Genomic DNA, 17,647 nt, shown 5'->3' on the forward strand with positions numbered 1-17,647 from the left:
AAGTGCGGGGCCGTTCCTCGTTCAGTGTGGGATCGCCGCCACGACGGCGTCAGCGAGAGCCGAGGGACCGTTGCGGTCCGAACGCAGGACGACGGTGCCCGGCGGTTGCCTCGACGCCGCTCCCGGGTCCAGCCGAGCCAGAGCCCAGTCGGCGGCATCAGGGCCGAAGCCGAGGCTGACCGCCCGTGCTTCCAATCGATCACGGATGACCTCCGGCGCGGCGTCGAGGAAGACGTGGAGCACTCGCTCGCCAGCCGCCTCCAGTCCGCCGAGGATCTCCTCCCGATACGCATCCCGCAGCAGTGTCATCGGCACGATCAGCACCGCGGCATGGTGTCGACGCAGCGATGCCGCACTGGCGACGACCAGTTCACGCCAACTGGCCAGATCCTGGAAGTCGTCATTGCGCGGCAACCACTTCCACAGCATCGCCCCGACGTCCTCGGGGTCGAGGACCACGGCCTGCGGGATCCGACGGTGCAGTTCCGCCGCCAAGGTCGTCTTCCCGGCACCGAACCCACCGTTGAGCCAGATGATCATCCCACCAACGTAGCCAGGAAGGACGAGGCCGACTCGGCGCCGCCGTGCCGGCCGCCTGCCGACAGACGGTAGGTTCGTGAGCATGCGTGCCCTCCGACCGACTCTCGTCGCCGTCTCCGTCGTCCTCGCGGCGGGATCGCTCACCGCCTGCAACAATCCGGAGGCCTCCGCCGCGTGCCCCACGGGAGCGCCCAGCACGGCGAACTCCCCCGACTGGACCTACCAGGGCCAGAGCGGCTCGATCGTCGTCACCGGTCCCACCGACACCGCTTCGCCGCAGATCACCGTCGAGAAGCCCTTCACGGTCGCGCAGACGCACGTCCAGGCCTTCACACCTCCCGGCGACGGTGCCATCGTCGCCGATACCGCGACCGTCTCGGTCTGCTACCTCGGCGTGAACGGCCGCACGGGCGAGCGCTTCGACAGCACGTACGACCGCGGCAAACCCGCCTCCTTCTCGCTGGACGGCGTGATCCCCGGCTTCAAGAAGGCCATCGCGGGCCAGAAGGTCGGCACGTCGGTGGGTGTGGCGATCGCTCCGATGGACGGCTACGTCACGGGACAACCCTCGGCCGGCATCCAGCCGGGTGACACCCTCATCTTCGCCATCAAGATCCTCTCGGCGAACTAGTCCGTGGACATCGGCGCCGTCCCGCGCTCGGACTACCGATCCGTGCGCCCGGCGCCTGACCGGATTTCAGGGATTCACCGGAGGCGCCACCGGCACCGCGTGACGAGACTGGGAGCATTACAACCAGGAGGCGTCATGCGCGTACTGTCCGTCGTCGTCGGAGCCGTGGTGCTCGTACCGCTCGCGGCAATCGCCGTGATCCTCGCGGGCATTCGGTTCCGGGTCCGCCCGATCCTCGACGTCGTGCGCCGGATCAACCGGGACTTCACCAATCCGCGCGCCGTGCGGGACGCCGAGTCACCCGATTCGACGCGCACGGTGGTGCGGCACATGGGCCGTCGCAGCGGCACGGCGTACGAGACGCCCGTCGACGCCTTCGCCACCGACCGCGGCGCCCTGATCATCGCCCTCCCGTACGGTCCCGTTACCGACTGGGTCCGCAACGTCCGGGCCGCGGGCACCGTCGACCTGCTGCGCCAGGGCTCGACGCTGACCGCGACCGAGCCCCGGATCGTGGCCACCGCCGACATCCTCGAGGAGATCCCCGCGGGCGCGCGGCGCACACTGCGACTGTTCGGCGTGGAGCAGTGCCTGGAACTGCGCGTGTCCTAGCCCGCCGTACCGCCGTCAACCCACGCGGGCGAGAAGCGCGAGGTGGTCGGCGCCCTGGATCTCGTGCGCCGTCACGTCAGCGGCGCCGAGGCCGCGGAGCAGGACGTGATCGATGCCCACCAGCGCGGGATAGGGCTTGTCGGTGGGATAGGTGGGGGTGAACCCCGCACCGGCGAGCTGTCCCGCATCGCGGTAGCCACCCGTGAGCAGACGCCGGAACTGCACGTGGTCGTAGGTCGCGTTGTAGTCGCCGAGCGCGATCACGGGCCGCGGCTCGGGGACGCCCTGGAGCAGGGCCTCGATCTTCTTCAGCTCGTCCGCCCAGTCCGACGGCGCGAGCGGCGGCACGGGGTGCACGGCGAACAGTTGGACGTCACCCCGGCCGGGCACGGACGCGACGGCGGTCAGCGTGGCGAGCGCGAACCCCGGCACCGTGGCCGTGCTGGACAACGGGTGGCGACTGTAGAGGGCCGTGCCGTACGCGAGCTGCGCAGGGCGCACGAAGGAGTGCGGCAGGTCTGAGGCGATGGTGGATGCGGCGATCCGTGCGGCGGCCTCCGGCGTCACCTCCTCGACCGCGAGGACGTCGACGGCGTTGTCGCGGACCAGCTTCGCGAGTTCGGTGACGTCGCCGCGCCCGACCTGGATGTTGGCCGTGAGCACCGTCAGCGTGGCGCCGGAGGGCGCGGCCTCGCCCCGCCACAGGGGCGCCTGCACCCAGATCCCGGCGGCGGCCACCGCGATCACGAGCACCAGTCGCACGAAGGCCCGCGCGTACAGCAGGCAGACCAGGGCGATAGCCACCGTGGCGACCAGGAGCACGGGCACCATCGCCGCGGCGGCCACCGTGACCTTCTGATCGCCGGGCCAGAAATGCAGCCCGATCGTCGCCAGCGCCGCGATCAGTGCGACGGTGCCGACGATGCTCGCGGCCGTCCGGATGAAGATCCTCATGCCGACATTCTGCCGGGCGAACCGTTACTCGCCCCAGAACACCCTGTCGACGACGGCCCGCGCGCGTCGCGTGGTGCGCAGATAGTTCTCCAGGAAGTCCAGCGAGGCACCGCGCCAGCCGGCCACGTAGGCGACGTTGGACAGCACCGCGCCGGGGCCGGGCAGCTGATCGACGGGCTTGCCCCGCACCAGGAACAGCGCGTTGCGGGCGCGCGTGGCGGTGAGCCAGGCCTCGCGCAGGAGCTCCACGTCGGCCTCCGGTTCCAGTTCGGCGGAGCCGATGGCGTCGAGCGATTCGAGGGTGGATGTGTTGCGCAGAGCCGGGACGGCGCTGGCGTGCCGCAGCTGCTCGAGCTGCACCGTCCACTCGACGTCGGAGAGCCCGCCACGGCCCAGTTTGGTGTGCGTGGCGGGGTCGGCGCCGCGCGGCAACCGCTCGGAGTCCACACGGGCCTTGATGCGCCGCAACTCGTTCACGGTCGCGGGCGAGACGCCGCCCTCGGGGTACCGGATCTCGTCCACCATGTGCAGGAACTCGCGGGCGATGTCCTCGTCCCCGGCGACGTGCGTGGCGCGGAGCAGCGCCTGCACCTCCCAGGGCTGCGCCCACTGGTGGTAGTACGCGCGGTAGGCCGCCAGGGTGCGCACCACGGGACCGTTGCGGCCCTCGGGCCGCAGCCCGGTGTCGACCTCCAGACCGGGATCGACCGACGGCGCGCCGAGCCGCGTCCGGACTGCGTCCGCGACCAGGTTGGCCCACCGGACGGCGTCGGACTCCTCGTAGCCCTCGTTCGGCACGCAGACGAACAGCACGTCGGCATCGGAACCGTAACCGATCTCCTGGCCACCGAGCCGGCCCATGCCGATGACGGCGATCCGCGCCGGCGCGCCCGGAGGGTACGCACTGCGGCTGGATTCCCGCTCGACGACGGAGGTGGCGACTTCGGAGACGAGGGCCGCGTCGAGCGCGGCGCCCCACACGGAGGACAGCGCCGCGCATACCTCCGGTACCGTCATCATGCCGAGGATGTCGGCCGAGGCGACGCGCGCGATCTCGCTGCGGCGCATGGCCCGCGCCACCGCGATCGCTCGATCCCGATGGTGAGCGCGGCTGACCGCCGCGAGCATCCCGTTGTAGACCTCGCGGGGCGAGGGCTCGGTGAGCTTCGGGCCGGCGGCGCCGTCGGCGTACAGACGGATCACCTCCGGCGAACGGGCCAGCAGCTCCGCCACGAAGGTCGAGGAACCGAGCACCGTCATCAGCCGCTGCGCCACCACGGACTCGTCGCGCAGCACGCGCAGATACCACTCCACGTCGCGCAGGTCCTCGGACAGCTTGCGGTAGTTCAGCAGGCCGGCGTCGGGGTTCGGTGTCTCGCTGAGCCATTCGAGAAGCGTGGGGAGGAGGATCGTCTGGATGCGGCCACGACGGGAGGAGTCCGCCATCGCCTTCAAGTGCGCCAGGGCGTGCTGCGGCTGGTGGAAACCGAGCGCCCCCAGTCGCGCGACGATCGCGTCATCGGTCAGGCTGACCGCGTCCGCGTCGAGGTTCGCGATCGAGTCCAGCAGCGGACGGTAGAACAGCTTGGTGTGCAACCGGCGCACGCGCGCCGACTGCCGCTTGAGCTCCGCGCGCAGCACGCCCGCGGCATCACGGTCGCCGTCGGGCCGGATGTGCGCGGCCCGCGCGAGCCAGCGCCAGGCCTCCTCGTGATCCGACGGCGGCAGCAGATGCGTGCGTTCCATCCGGCGCAGCTGCAGGCGGTGTTCCAGGCCGCGGAGGAACTCGTACGAGGCGGTGAAGTTGGCCCCGTCGTCGCGGCCCACGTAGCCGCCCACGGTGAGCGCCTCCAGGGCGTCGACGGTGCTCAGCTCCCGCAGCGATTCGTCGGTGCGACCGTGCACCAGTTGCAGCAGCTGCACCGCGAACTCGACGTCGCGCAGGCCGCCCCGCCCCAGCTTGAGTTCGCGCTCGCGCAGCTCGGGCGCGATGTTCTCCTCCACGCGGCGGCGCATCTCCTGCACGTCCTGCACGAAGTCCTCGCGCTCCGCCGCCTCCCACACCATCGGGCTCACCGCGGCGAGGTAGTCGTACCCCAGTGCCATGTCGCCCGTCTGGGGGCGCGCCTTGAGGAGCGCCTGGAACTCCCAGGTCTTGGCCCACCGCTTGTAGTACGCCACATGGGATTCCAGCGTGCGCGTGAGGCTGCCGGCCTTGCCCTCGGGGCGCAGCGCCGCGTCCACGTCGAAGAAGGCCGCGGAACCGATCCGCATCATCTCGCCCGCGAGTCGCGCCGACGGTCCGTCGGCCGGCTCCGCCACGAAGATCACGTCCACATCGGAGACGTAGTTCAGCTCCCGCGCACCGCATTTGCCCATCGCGATCACGGCGAGGCGCCCCTCAGGATCACTATCCGGGTACACGGTGGCGACGGCGACGGCGAGCGCCGCGGTGAGCGCCGCGTCCGCCAGGTCCGCGAGGTGGGAGCCGACGAGCGAGAAGGGCAGCGTGGGCTCGTTCTCGACCAGTTCGGCGAGGTCACGGGCGGCGAGCACCATGACGAGGTCGCGATAGCCGTCGCGCAGGGCGGCGATCGCCGCACCACCGGTGACGGCGGCACGGAAGAGCAGGTCGTCGTCGCGCCGGCCCGGCACCTTCACCGCGTCGACGGTGGCGAGCATCGCCGCGATCAGGTCGTCCCGGGACTTGAGCGGGGCGGTGTCCAGCAGCAGCCGCCACGATGCGGGGTGGCTGATGAGGTGGTCCCCCAGCGCGTCCGACGCTCCGAGGAGTCCGAACAGGCGGCCGCGGAAGGTGGTGTCGGAGCGAATGAGCCGGCCGATCTCCTCCCACTCGCCTCCGGTGGACTCGCGCAACCGGACCAGGGCACGCAGCGTCCAGTCCGGGTCCGCGGCACGCGACAGCGCCCACAGCACGTCGGCGCACTCGGTGTTCGCCCATCCCAACGACTCGAGATCCGCCTCGGCGTTCGGGTCGAGCAGGCCCAAACGGCCCGCACTCGGGCGACGGACCTCGCGACTGGTCGGCGGCACCGTCGGCCCCCCTACAGCGACAGGAAGCGGTCGAGCTCGAACGGGGTGACCACCGAACGGTAGTCGTTCCACTCGGCCCACTTGTTCCGCAGGAAGTACTCGAAGACGTGCTCCCCCAGCGTCTCCGCCACGAGCTCGCTCTTCTCCATGAGCACCAGCGCGTCGTCGAGGCCGGACGGGAGGTCGCGGAAGCCCATGGAGCGACGCTCGCGGGCCGTCATCTGCCGCACGTCGTCCTCCGCGGCCTCGGGCAGATCGTACCCGCCCTTGATGCCGGCGAGACCGGCCGCGCAGAGGACCGCGAAGGCGAGGTACGGGTTGCACGCCGAGTCGGGCGACCGGACCTCGATGCGCCGGCTGCTCGCCTTGTTGGGCGTGTACAGCGGCACGCGGACCATCGCGGACCGGTTGGCCGCGCCCCAGGTGGCCGCGGTCGGCGCCTCGTCGCCGGTCACCAGGCGCTTGTAGGAGTTCACCCACTGGTTGGTGACGGCGGAGATCTCCGGCGCGTGGTGCAGGATGCCGGCGATGAAGGCCTTGCCGGTGGCGGAGAGCTGCAGCTCGTCGTCCGGGTCGTGGAAGGCGTTGGAATCGCCCTCGAACAGACTCATGTGGGTGTGCATGCCGGAACCCGGGTGGCTGCTGAAGGGCTTCGGCATGAAGGACGCCTTCACGCCCTCGGACATCGCCACCTCCTTGACGAGGTAGCGGAAGGTCATCACGTTGTCGGCCATCGACAGGGCGTCGGCGTAGCGGAGGTCGATCTCCTGCTGGCCCGGCCCCGCCTCGTGGTGGCTGAACTCGACGGAGATGCCCATGGCCTCGAGCGCCTCGATCGCGCTGCGCCGGAAGTTCGGGGCGGATTCGTGCACGGCCTGATCGAAGTACCCGCCGGTGTCGGCCGGCACCGGCAGACCGCTGGGACCCATCTCCTTCTTGAGGAGGTAGAACTCGATCTCCGGGTGCACGTAGCAGGAGAATCCGAGGTCCGCGGCGCGATTGAGCTGTCGCCGCAGCACGTGCCGGCTGTCGCCCCACGACGGCGTCCCGTCGGGCATGGCGATGTCGCAGAACATGCGGACCGAGTGCATCTCCCCGTCGTTGCTCAGCCACGGAAGCACCTGGAAGGTGGACGGATCGGGCTTCGCGACGGTATCCGCCTCGGAGACCCGGGAGAAGCCCTCGATCGAGCTGCCGTCGAAGCCGATGCCCTCGGTGAAGGCACCCTCCAGCTCCGCGGGGGCGATCGCCACGGACTTGAGGAAACCGAGCACGTCGGTGAACCACAGCCGCACGAAGCGGATGTCCCGTTCCTCGATGGTGCGAAGCACGAACTCCTGCTGCCGATCCATGGCTCGACCCTAAGCGAGGAGGTGTTAACTGCGTGTTACAACCCGCAGGCGACACGGCGGTCCCGTGCATCCCCTCCGTTCCGGCCGTTTCGCATCCCCTGATCGGACGACGAAGTAGCGTGCGCGGCGTGGATGCTCCGTTCGCGCGCCTCACCGTCGCCACCGCCGCGGCGTGCGCCCTGCCCCTCGCGGCGTGCGGCGTCGGCTCCGACGGCCCGGCCCCGAGTAGCAGGGCCCGGCCGATCGACGTCTGCCCCTCCGCGATGCCCGCCGCGAACGCGCAGACCGCCACTCTCGGCGGCGTCACCGGTAGCGCCGAGGTGGTCGCTGCGACGGACGCCACCGCCCCACGGATCACGGTCTCCGCTCCGTTCCGGGTGGACACGTCCCGGACGATCACCGCGCACGCGGGATCCGGCGCCGCAATCACGGAGAAGTCCGTGGTCACCGTCTGCTACCAGGGCGTCAACGGACGCACCGGCGCCGTCTTCGACGATGCCTTCGCCCGCGCGACCTCGGCCGAGCTCGCGCTGCCGGACGTCGTGACCGGATTCCGGACGGCGCTCGTCGGGCAGCGGGTCGGTGCCTCCGTCGTGACCTCGGTGACCGCTGCGGACGGCTACCCCAAGGGTGAGCCGCGCGCGGGCGTGGCGCCCGGCGACACCCTGATCTTCGCGATCAGGGTGCTCGCAGCGAACTGATCAGCCCGCGCAGCGCAGGCCCGCGGCCGGGTCGGTGAGATCACGCAGGTACGACGTCACCGCACCGTCGACGCAGGCGTTGCCCTCGAGCGAGATCGTGTGCTGGCTGCCCTCGAAGCTGATCAGCGAGGCGCCGAGCTGCTTCGCCAGGTTCACGCCGTTCTGGTACGGCGTCGCCGGATCGTGCGTGGTCGAGACGACCACCAGCTTGGGCGCACCCACCGCGTGTACCTCGTGCGGCTTGAGGGTCGGCGCGGCCGCCCAGTAGGCGCAGCTGCCCTTGGCGGCGCGCCCGGTGCCGCGGCCGTCGTCGAGGAAGGGAGCGGCCTTGCGGATCTCGGAGTCGAGCCGCGACAGGTCCGCGGGCTCGGTGACGGCGGGGCCGTCGACGCAGTTGATCGCCGTGTTCGCATCCATCATCGGCGAGTACCGGCCCTGCTCGTCTCGGTTGAGGTACAGATCGGCGATCCGCTGCAGGAGCGAGCCGTCACCCTTCTGCAGATTGGCAAGGGCCCGGCGCAACGGCTCCCACAGCTGCTGCGCGTACATCGCCTGGATCGTGGCGGTGGTGGCGTCGTTGTAACTCAGCTGTCGCCCGCCCTGGCCGCGCACCGTCCGGTCGATGAGCGGCCGGGTGAGCTGCTGGTACCGCTCGGTCGCCTTCGACGGATCGGTGCCCACGGGGCACGTCGGGTACTTCGCGCAGTCCTTGGCCCAGTCGTCGAAGACGGTCTGGAAGCCCGCCATCTGCTGCACGTTCGAGGTGATCGAGTCCAGCGCGGGATCCACGGCGCCGTCGAGGACCATGGCCCGGACGCGCTCGGGGAAGGTCTCGGCGTAGATGGCGCCGATGAAGGTGCCGTAGCTGTAACCGAGATAGGTGAGCTTCTGATCGCCGAGGACGGCGCGCAGCACGTCCAGGTCGCGGACGGTGTCGGCCGTACCGACGTGCGCGAGGAAGTTCTTGCCCATCTTCTCGGCGCACAGATCGGCCTGCGACTTGTTGAACGCCTCCTGCTTGGCGATGCCCGCCGGCGAGTTGTCGAAGGCCAGCGTCGAGAGCCGGTTCTCGTCGCGCTGCCGGTCGCTGAAACACTTCACCGCCGGCGCGCTGGCGCCCACGCCACGCGGGTCCCAGCCGACGAGGTCGAAGGTGCGCGCGATCTCGACCTTGTCGGCCTCCATCGACTTCCCCGCCACCTGCTGCACGCCCGAGCCGCCGGGCCCGCCGGGATTCATCAGGAGCGAGCCCTGCCGCTGTCCGGTCGCCTTCACCCGTGCGACGGCGAGGGTGGTCTCCCCGGCGCTCGGATCGTTGTAGTCGATCGGCACGGTCAGCCGCGCGCACTGCAGCTTGTTCTTGTCGTACTCGGTGATGTCGTCGGCCTTCGCCATCTCGGCGCACGATCCCCAGGAAAGGCGCTGCCCGTAGTACTTCTGCACTGCCGCGGGCACGCCCGGCGCCGCCTGCGTCGTCGACGTCCGCGTGCCGGTCGGGCCGGATACCCCCGCGGGCTCCGCGGTACCCCCTATCTGGACCGAGCATCCCGTGAGGACGGTCGCGGACAGGACCGCGACCGCGGTCAGGAGGGGCTTACCTGCCTTCATCCTTCCGATCCTGCCACGCGCCGCGCCCGGTTCCCGGGACGCTAGGGTTGAGCCATGACGCCTCTTCGTGTCGCGGCGTGCCAGATCAACCCCGTCGTGGGTGATCTGGACGCGAATGCCAGTCGGATCACCGCAGCAGCCAGGGACGCCGCGCAGAGCGGCGCACAGGTCGCCGTCTTCGGCGAGATGGCCCTCACCGGCTACCCGGTCGAGGACCTCCTGCTGCGCCGGTCCTTCGCGGTCGACTCCCGCAAGGCCGTGGACGAGCTGGCCCGTTCCCTGGACGCGGCCGGGTGCGGCGACCTGATCGTGATCGTCGGCTTCCTGGACCGCGATCCCGACGCCCCTGAGACCAGTACGAATCCGACGGGCGGCGCCCGCAACGCCGCCGGCGTGCTGCACGGCGGCCGGCTCGTCGCGCGGTACGACAAGCACTTCCTCCCCAACTACGGGGTCTTCGACGAGAAGCGCTGGTTCACCCCGGGCGACCGGCTGGTCGTCCTCGACGTCGACGGGGTCCGGCTCGGCCTGGCGATCTGCGAGGACGTCTGGTGGCCCGACGGTCCCGTAGCCGGCCTGGGCGCACTCGGCGTGGACGCCGTCCTGTGCCTCAACGCCAGCCCCTTCGAGGTCGGCAAGCCCGCGCAGCGCCGCGAGGTGGTGGCCGCCCGCATCGCCGAGGCCGGCGCGCCGATCGTCTACGTCAACCTCGTCGGAGGGCAGGACGAGCTCGTCTTCGACGGTGACTCGTTCGTCTTCGGGCTCGACGGTGCGCCCGCCATGGGTCCCCAGTTCGTCGAGGCCACCCAGTACACGGACATCGAGCCTCGCGGTCACGCGCGCGCTGCGACGGTCGAGGGCTGGCAGGTCGAGGAGGTGCCTCTGCCGGCCCGCCCCGTCGACCTGGTGCAGATCGTGACCGGCTGGAACGAGCTCGACGACCTCGCCCAGACCTGGGCGGCACTGGTGACCGGCACACGCGACTACGTGCACAAGGTGGGTGGACGCACCGTCGGGCTGGGGATGTCGGGCGGCATCGACTCCGCCCTCGTCGCGGTGATCGCCGCCGACGCGGTGGGCGCCGACAACGTCTACGGCGTGGGCATGCCCTCGAAGTACAGCTCGGACCACTCCAAGGACGATGCGGCCGACCAGGCCCGACGCATGGGTATCCACTTCCGGTTCGAGCCGATCGAGCGCATGGTGGAGTCCTTCGTCGGCCAGCTGCACCTGACCGGCCTCGCCGAGGAGAACATCCAGGCCCGCTGCCGCGGTATGACGCTGATGTCACTGTCCAACCTGGACGGCCACCTCGTGCTCGCGACGGGCAACAAGAGCGAACTGGCCGTGGGCTACTCCACGATCTACGGCGATGCCGTCGGCGCCTACGCCCCGATTCGCGACGTCGAGAAGTCACTCGTGTGGAAGCTGGCGCGGTGGCGCAACGAGGTCGCCGTCGAACGCGGCGAGACGCCGCCGATCCCCGAGAACTCCATCACCAAGGAGCCGTCGGCCGAGCTGCGGCCCGGGCAGAAGGACAGCGATTCGCTGCCCGACTACGACGTGCTCGACGACATCCTGCGCCGCTACGTGGAGCAGGATCAGGGCGTCGCGGAGATCGCCGAGGCCGGTTACGAGCCGGAGCTCATCCGCAAGGTCGCCCGCCTGGTGGACCGCGCAGAGTACAAGCGGCGCCAGTACCCGCTGGGCCCGAAGATCACGCCGAAGGCCTTCGGCCGCGACCGCAGGATGCCGATCACGAACCGCTGGCACGACCCGGCCTGACGCCGGGAGGGATCCGATCCCACCACGACTGCCCGGACCGGAGAGACCGGCTGGGACGGAAGGAATGGAGCGACGAGGATGAGCGAAACGCCCGTCTACGGAAGCGGATCCGAACCGGATCCTGCGGCGCAGAAGGCGCCGCGCAAGAAGGTGCGCATCCACCACTTGGCCGAGCTCAAGGAGCGCGGCGAGAAGTGGGCGATGCTCACCAGCTACGACTTCATGACCGCCTCGATCTTCGACGAGGCCGGCGTGACCGCCCTGCTGATCGGCGACAGCGCAGCGAACACCGTGTACGGGTTCGACTCCACGCTGCCGATGGAGCTGGACGTGATGGCCGCGATGGTGGCCGCGGTGCGCCGCGGCACGAAGTACGCGCTCGTGGTGGCCGACATGCCCTTCGCCACCTACGAGGAGTCACCCGAGCAGGCGTACCGGAACGCCGCCACGCTGATGAAGGCGGGCGCCGAGGCCGTGAAGCTGGAGGGCGGCGTGCACATGGCACCCACCATCGAGTTCCTGCAGCGCCGCGGCATCCCGGTGATGGCGCACATCGGTTTCACGCCGCAATCGGTGAACTCGCTGGGCGGCAACCGGGTCCAGGGCCGCGGCGACGAGGCGGCGGACAAGATCCGGCTCGACGCGAAGGCCGTGGACGCCGCGGGCGCCTTCTCCGTAGTGCTGGAGATGGTTCCCTCCGACGTGGCTGCTCAGGTCACGAAGGAGATCTCGATCCCCACCATCGGGATCGGCGCGGGCAATCAGTGTGACGGCCAGGTCCTGGTGTGGCAGGACTTCTCCGGCCTCAACCGGGGCCGGACCGCACGGTTCGTCAAGAAGTACGCGAACATCGGCGACGAGCTGCTGCGCGGCGCCCAGGAGTACGTGGCGGAGGTCGCCTCAGGCGAGTTCCCCGGACCGGAGCACGGATTCTGATGCGCGAGTTCTACCCTGAGATCGAGGCCTACAGCACCGAGCTGCTGGACGTGGGCGATGGTCAGCTCGTCTACCTCGAGCAGAGCGGCAACCCCGAGGGCAAGCCCGTGGTCTTCATCCACGGCGGCCCCGGCGGCGGCACCTCGCCCGACTGCCGGCGGTTCTTCGATCCGGCGGCGTACCGGATCGTCGTCTTCGATCAGCGCGGCTGCGGGCAGTCGAAGCCGCACATCGCGGATCCGTCCACCGGAGAGAATGATTCGCTCGCCGACCGGCTGGCGGTGAACACCACCGCGCACCTGATCGCCGACATCGAGCGGATCCGCGAACACCTGGGCATCGATCGATGGCAGGTCTTCGGCGGCTCCTGGGGCTCCACGCTGGGCCTGGCGTACGCGCAGGCCCATCCCGACCGGGTGACGGAGCTGGTGCTGCGCGGCATCTTCCTGCTGCGCCGCAGTGAGCTGGACTGGTACTACAACGACGGCGCCTCGCACGTCTACCCGGACAACTGGGAGGGCTACCTCGCCCCGCTCGACGAGGCGGATCGGGCACCGTCGGCCGACAAGATCGCGGCGTACCACCGTCTCCTGCACTCCGACGACGAGGCGGTGGCGCTCCGCGCCGCCAAGGCCTGGTCGATGTGGGAGCGCAGCACCAGCCACCTGATCAACACGCCGGAGAGCTCGGCCGACGCCGACGACCCGCGGTTCGCGATCCCCTTCGCGCAGATCGAGAACCACTACTTCGTCAACGCCGGCTTCCTCGACGAGGGGCAGCTCCTGCGGGACATCGACCGCATCGCGGACATCCCCGGTGTGATCGTGCAGGGCCGCTACGACGTGGTGTGCCCCGCGCGCAGCGCGTGGGACCTGCACCGCGCGTGGCCCACGGCGGAGCTGGTCATGGTCCCCGACGCGGGCCACTCGGCGTTCGAGCCGGGCATCCGATCGGCGCTCATCGAGGCCACCGACCGATTCGCGAAGGACTGAGCAATGGCCGAGCAGCGTGAGATCGAGACGAAGTACGAGGTCGGGCCGGAGACTGCGGCCCCCTCACTGGTGGGCGTTCCCGGCGTCGACCGCGTCTCGACCGACGAGGTCTTCCACCTGGTCGCGGTGTACTACGACACCGACGCCCTGGACCTCGCCGCCAACCGGATCACGCTGCGCCGCCGGACGGGCGGCAAGGACGACGGGTGGCACCTCAAGCTACCCGACGGTGCCGACCGCCGCGAGGTGACGGTGCCGCTGGGCGACGACGCCGACGCGCCGGAGGGCGCCTCGGCGGAGGTGCCGGCAGAGCTGGTGGAGCGCGTCCGCGCACTCGTGCGCGGGCGCGTCCTCGCCCCCATCGCCATCATCGAGAACGAGCGGCACACGACGTACTGCCACGCGGTCGACGGGGAGCTCCTCGGCGAGTTCGTCGACGATCACGTGCATTCGGTGTCCCTGCTCCCCGACGGGCCGGAGAAGAACTGGCGCGAGTGGGAGTTCGAGGTGCCGGACACCTCGCTGGGCCGTAAGACGGCGATCGCCGTCGACAAGGTGTTGCGGGCGGCGGGCGGCGAGCGACCGGACGCGGCGTCGAAGCTGGCGCGCGCGATCGACACCGAGGCCGCCCGGCCGCCCGTCGACCTACCCAAGAAGATCTCGCACGCGACCGCGGGCCAACTGCTCACCGCGGCGCTCGCCGCCTACCGCGACAAGCTGCTGCGCGAGGACCCGCGGGTGCGGGCCCGCGGCGACGATGCGGTGCACCAGATGCGGATCGCCACGCGACAGCTGCGCAGCGTGCTGACCGAGTTCTCCGGTTTCTTCGAGGGACCCGCGCGCGCCGCGCTGAGCTCGGAGCTCAAGCTGCTGGCGTCGATCCTGGGCGCGGTTCGCGACGCCGAGGTTCTCGCGCAGCGGTTCGAGGACTTCGATGCGGACGGCGAACTCGGCGGCGCGGGCGCCGCTCTCGCGCATCGCCAGCACGCCGCCGAGGCGCGGGGCTGGGGCCGCGTGGAGCTGGCTCTGAACTCGGACCGGTACTTCGTGCTCCTGGACGCGATCGACGCCTTCATCGCCGATCCCCCGCTGCGCGAACGGGCGGATCAGCCGGCACTGAAGAGCCTGGCGCCGCTGCTGGACAAGCGGATCCGCTCCTTCGCCCGACAGTCGACGGTGCTGCTGGCGGACCCGTCGTGCACGGACGATGACGTGCACGCGATCCGCAAACACGCCAAACGGCTGCGCTACGCCTCGGCGGTGGTGGACCCGGTGGTCCGCGGCGACCTGCGGTCCGAGGTCAAGGGGCTGTCGAAGGTGCAGACGCGACTCGGCGAGTTCCAGGATGCGACGATCGCCCGCGATGCCGTGGCCGATCTCGCGGCCGAGACGACTGATCCCGCGATCGCCTTCCGGCTGGGACGCATCGACGCGATCGAGGAGATCCGCGCCGGCCAGGCACGCGCCGCCCTACCGGGGATGCTCCGCGCGCTGCGCTGATCGCTTGCTAGGTCCCGTACCGCGGCCGGCCGGCCCCTACAAGCCGGCGATGCCCGCCAGGCGATTGCCGATGTCCGTGCCCGAGTACGAGTTGTGCGAGTTCGCCACCGTGGTGCCGAGGTCACCGGTCCAGTGGCACACCGGATCACCCGTGGTGCAGATCGTCAGGGTCCGGCCTCCCACACGCGGGGCCAGAGGCGCCGGATTGGCGCCGCTGACCAGCGCCGAGGCCTGCGCCATCCCCTGCGAGCGCGGCGCGGTGCCGAGGTAGCGGGTGGTGTCGTTCGGGATGCGGTCCGGATCGGCGATGAGCGCAGCAGCGGTGAACTGCGGGCGATCGCCCAGCCGCTGCAGCGCGCGGTGGACGGCGGCCGCGCCCTGGGAGTAGCCCGCCATCACGATCTTCGTCGACGGGCACGCCTTGACGACGATCTCGACATCGCCCTGGGTGTTCGCTGCGCCGGTGTTCATGCTGGCGAGGAAGCCGCCGAGCTTGTCCAGCCCGGTGGGCACCGGCGCCGCCGGGTAGTAGATCGGGCGGATGGCGACCGTCTTCCCCGCCGCCCGGACGCGGCCGGCGAAGGCCTGGGCCGCGGTGTTGACCATCGCGCCCAGACCGCCAGCCTCACGGCCCTCTCCGGAACCCGCGGCCCCGATGAAGGTGTAGTCGGCACACTCCGGGGCCGCCGTTGCCGGCGCCGCGAGAGCAGGGGCGAGCGGTGCGAGCAGGGCGACGGCGGCGGGAATGAGGACGAGGCGACGGCTCATGTGCTCACGCTAGCGCCTTCTCGTACACGAAGGACACCTTTCGCGAGGTCACATCGGCGGTCTCGAGGCGGACCGTCACGCAACGCCCCTCGGGTGGCGCTCCGCTGCAGGGCGCGATCACGGCGGGCTCGTCGATCAGGACCTGATCCGCGCGCATCGTGACGGCCGAGAAACTCTCGCCCACCCGGTCAGCCAGGATCACGGCCTCAGTGAGGTCGATGCAGGCGCGATCGACCTTGTTCGCCAGGGAGTTGGTGCGGCGCATCGTCTCGGCGACGTCGTCCAGTGCGTCCGACGCCCAGGCCGGCACCGGGGTGCCCGCGCACGCGGCGAGGCACACCTCGGTGGCGTAGCGGTCCGCCAGTCGCCGCAGCGGCGCGGTGACGTGGGCGTACGGTGCGCCTACCCCCGCGTGTCCGCGGTCCGCAGGTGGCTCCGGCGCCTGCGCGGTACCGAACGCCGCGTAGCCGGATCCGCGAAGCAGCCGCGCCGCGTCGCTCATGACGGCCAGTCCCTGCGGCGTGCTCACATCGAGGCCGGCGAGGAAGTCGCCCACACCGACCTGCTGCGGCCAGTCCTGCCCCAGCGCCGCCGCGGTACGCCGCAGGTCGGCGACGGCACCGTCGGGCGCGGTGGGCAGCGTGCGCAACAGCCCCATCCCCGCCTTCAGCATGATCGCGGCCGCGCACACGCCGGTGAGCAGTGAGATCTGCGCATTGTGGGCGTCGAAGTCGGTGCGCGGCTCGATCCGCAGGGTCCAGCCGTCGGCCCCCTCGACGGCCTCCTGAGCGGGCAGGCGCAGGTCGATCGCGCCGTGCGCACGGCCCCAGGCGGCCCGCAGCGCCCCGACCTCCGGCAGCAGAGCGATGCTCGGGTGCACCCGCCCCGCATCGAAGTCCGCCTGGACCCCCTCGTAGTCCAGCTGAGCACGGGAGCGGACGACGGCGCGGCGCACCGTCGCGGAGACCACCTCGCCGCGCGCATCGAGGTGGATCTCCCACAGCGCCGCCGGGCGGTCCTGCTCCGGGAGCAGCGATCCGGCGCCCTCGGACAGGGAACGCGGATGCAGCGGCACGGAACCGTCGGGCAGGTAGAGCGTCTGGCCCCGCTTGCGCGTCTCCGCTTCGAGCGCGCCGCCCGGAACGACGAGCGCGCCGACGTCGGCGATCGCGTAGTGCACCAGATAACCCGCGCCCTCGGCGGCGATGTGCACGGCCTGGTCGAGGTCTTTCGCGCCGGGCGGATCGATGGTGACGAACTCGATGTCGCGACGGTCCTCGCGCCCCTGCGCGCAGCGGTCGGAAACCGCCTGCGCCTCGGCCGCGGCGGCGGCCGGGAAGTCCTCGACCAATTCGAACTCGGTGCGGACCGACCCGAAGTCGACCGCGCTGGACGGGACGGGTCCGCGCATCGGGATACCGGTCACGGCTACTCCGCCAGCGCCTCGACGCTCATGGCCGCCGCGGTGCGCTCCCCCGCCACGAGCCACGCGTACAGCACGTCGCCGTCACGGTGGGCCAGCAGCCGCGGCTCGTCCTCCAACTGCAGCGCCGAGTTGTGCTCGACGACGCCGCGCAGCGGGAGCCGCTCGCGCAGATCGGGCTGCGTGGCCAGCACCTCCTCGAGCGCCGTCCAGTACACGGCGTTGTTGACGTGCTGGATGATGTCCAGATCGGCGGCGCGCAGCAGGAAGGGCACCTCGACGGCGTCCGGGTGCGGTGTGGGATCGAGCCACTGCTTCCAGCGCAGGACGCCGGGCTCCGCCGCGGCGCCGAACGTGCTCAGGAAGGTCTCGCTCAGCGCCGACGGGGTCAGCGTGTCGATGTTGAAGTTGATCCAGAAGGCCTCGGTCTCGATCCGAGTGCCCTTCTGGCCGTCGATGCCGATGCGCACATTGCACCAGCGCGAGCCCATCTTCGACCCCCACCGCTCGACGCTGAGGATGTCGGGCTGCTCGCCGCCCTCGAGGATCTCGATGACGGTGCGCCGCACCACCCAGTACGGGTGAACGTCCTCGTAGTCCACGTGGCGGAGGTGGTCCTGTCCCGTGTCCTGCAGGTAGCGGGCGACACCGTCGAACTTGAGACGACGGTCCGGGCTGACGGCGTCGCCCCGGACGGACCGCTGAGCGGTGTAGATGGCGCCGGACTCGAGCAGTTCGGCGCGACGTTGCGGCTCGGTGATGCGCGGGGGCAGGGGTTCTCCGATCACCCG

At 70.8% G+C, this 17,647-nt stretch carries 15 protein-coding genes; 7 read left to right on the forward strand and 8 right to left on the reverse strand.

What is annotated here, in order from left to right:
- Nucleotides 1-21: 21 nt before the first annotated feature.
- On the reverse strand, nt 22-540 hold the full coding sequence (locus FK268_RS01250) for a P-loop nucleotide/nucleoside kinase family protein (protein WP_146430377.1): 519 nt from the start codon (nt 538-540) through the stop codon (nt 22-24).
- Nucleotides 541-622: 82 nt separating this feature from the next.
- On the opposite strand from FK268_RS01250, the gene FK268_RS01255 reads away from it, so the two are divergent.
- Together FK268_RS01255 and FK268_RS01260 are read left to right on the forward strand one after the other, a co-directional pair.
- Nucleotides 623-1,171 carry an FKBP-type peptidyl-prolyl cis-trans isomerase gene (locus FK268_RS01255; RefSeq protein WP_193560226.1) on the forward strand — a complete coding sequence of 183 codons (549 nt, stop codon included), beginning with the start codon at nt 623-625 and terminating at the stop codon, nt 1,169-1,171.
- 135 nt (nt 1,172-1,306) lie between these two features.
- On the forward strand, nt 1,307-1,783 hold the full coding sequence (locus tag FK268_RS01260) for a nitroreductase family deazaflavin-dependent oxidoreductase (RefSeq protein ID WP_146430379.1): 477 nt from the start codon (nt 1,307-1,309) through the stop codon (nt 1,781-1,783).
- Between the two features lie 15 nt (nt 1,784-1,798).
- Here the strand turns inward: FK268_RS01260 and FK268_RS01265 are convergent, their stop codons facing one another.
- Genes FK268_RS01265 through FK268_RS01275 form a run of 3 tightly spaced genes read right to left on the reverse strand, consistent with a single transcriptional unit; the run spans nt 1,799 to nt 7,143 of the window.
- On the reverse strand, nt 1,799-2,737 hold the full coding sequence (locus FK268_RS01265) for an endonuclease/exonuclease/phosphatase family protein (RefSeq protein ID WP_146430380.1): 939 nt from the start codon (nt 2,735-2,737) through the stop codon (nt 1,799-1,801).
- A gap of 24 nt (nt 2,738-2,761) precedes the next feature.
- Complete coding sequence (locus FK268_RS01270) at nt 2,762-5,791, reverse strand: bifunctional [glutamine synthetase] adenylyltransferase/[glutamine synthetase]-adenylyl-L-tyrosine phosphorylase (protein ID WP_146430382.1); 3,030 nt, start codon at nt 5,789-5,791, stop codon at nt 2,762-2,764.
- Between the two features lie 11 nt (nt 5,792-5,802).
- On the reverse strand, nt 5,803-7,143 hold the full coding sequence (locus FK268_RS01275) for a glutamine synthetase family protein (protein WP_146430383.1): 1,341 nt from the start codon (nt 7,141-7,143) through the stop codon (nt 5,803-5,805).
- Between the two features lie 128 nt (nt 7,144-7,271).
- On the opposite strand from FK268_RS01275, the gene FK268_RS01280 reads away from it, so the two are divergent.
- Complete coding sequence (locus FK268_RS01280) at nt 7,272-7,844, forward strand: FKBP-type peptidyl-prolyl cis-trans isomerase (RefSeq protein ID WP_231706873.1); 573 nt, start codon at nt 7,272-7,274, stop codon at nt 7,842-7,844.
- On the opposite strand, the gene FK268_RS01285 is transcribed toward FK268_RS01280, so the two are convergent.
- Nucleotides 7,845-9,452 (reverse strand): alpha/beta hydrolase, encoded by a 1,608-nt coding sequence (locus FK268_RS01285; RefSeq protein ID WP_231706874.1) that lies wholly within the window; start codon nt 9,450-9,452, stop codon nt 7,845-7,847. It lies immediately after the preceding gene.
- A gap of 54 nt (nt 9,453-9,506) precedes the next feature.
- Between FK268_RS01285 and FK268_RS01290 the strand changes: the two genes are divergently transcribed.
- From FK268_RS01290 to FK268_RS01305, 4 genes are all read left to right on the forward strand, one after another.
- Nucleotides 9,507-11,237, forward strand: coding sequence for an NAD+ synthase (locus tag FK268_RS01290; RefSeq protein ID WP_146430385.1), 1,731 nt, complete (start codon nt 9,507-9,509; stop codon nt 11,235-11,237).
- A 78-nt stretch (nt 11,238-11,315) separates the two neighbouring features.
- Nucleotides 11,316-12,173 carry a 3-methyl-2-oxobutanoate hydroxymethyltransferase gene (panB, locus tag FK268_RS01295; protein ID WP_146430388.1) on the forward strand — a complete coding sequence of 286 codons (858 nt, stop codon included), beginning with the start codon at nt 11,316-11,318 and terminating at the stop codon, nt 12,171-12,173.
- Complete coding sequence (pip, locus tag FK268_RS01300; protein WP_146430391.1) at nt 12,173-13,165, forward strand: prolyl aminopeptidase; 993 nt, start codon at nt 12,173-12,175, stop codon at nt 13,163-13,165. The genes panB and pip overlap by 1 nt, the downstream gene beginning before the upstream one ends.
- 3 nt (nt 13,166-13,168) lie before the next feature.
- Entirely contained in the window at nt 13,169-14,665 is a 1,497-nt protein-coding gene (locus tag FK268_RS01305) for a CYTH and CHAD domain-containing protein (protein ID WP_146430393.1), read from the forward strand.
- 36 nt (nt 14,666-14,701) lie between these two features.
- On the opposite strand, the gene FK268_RS01310 is transcribed toward FK268_RS01305, so the two are convergent.
- Genes FK268_RS01310 through FK268_RS01320 form a run of 3 tightly spaced genes read right to left on the reverse strand, consistent with a single transcriptional unit; the run spans nt 14,702 to nt 17,644 of the window.
- A complete protein-coding gene (locus tag FK268_RS01310; protein ID WP_146430396.1) occupies nt 14,702-15,433 on the reverse strand; it encodes a cutinase family protein in 732 nt (243 codons plus the stop codon).
- Nucleotides 15,434-15,437: 4 nt separating this feature from the next.
- Nucleotides 15,438-16,844, reverse strand: coding sequence for an RNB domain-containing ribonuclease (locus FK268_RS01315; RefSeq protein ID WP_146431799.1), 1,407 nt, complete (start codon nt 16,842-16,844; stop codon nt 15,438-15,440).
- A 17-nt stretch (nt 16,845-16,861) separates the two neighbouring features.
- Nucleotides 16,862-17,644: an acyl-[acyl-carrier-protein] thioesterase gene (locus FK268_RS01320; RefSeq protein WP_231706875.1), complete on the reverse strand. Its 783-nt coding sequence runs from the start codon at nt 17,642-17,644 to the stop codon at nt 16,862-16,864.
- Between the last annotated feature and the right edge of the window lie 3 nt (nt 17,645-17,647).

The sequence above is a fragment of the Tsukamurella sputi genome, assembly GCF_007858445.1.
GTDB classification, from domain to species: Bacteria; Actinomycetota; Actinomycetes; order Mycobacteriales; family Mycobacteriaceae; genus Tsukamurella; species Tsukamurella sputi.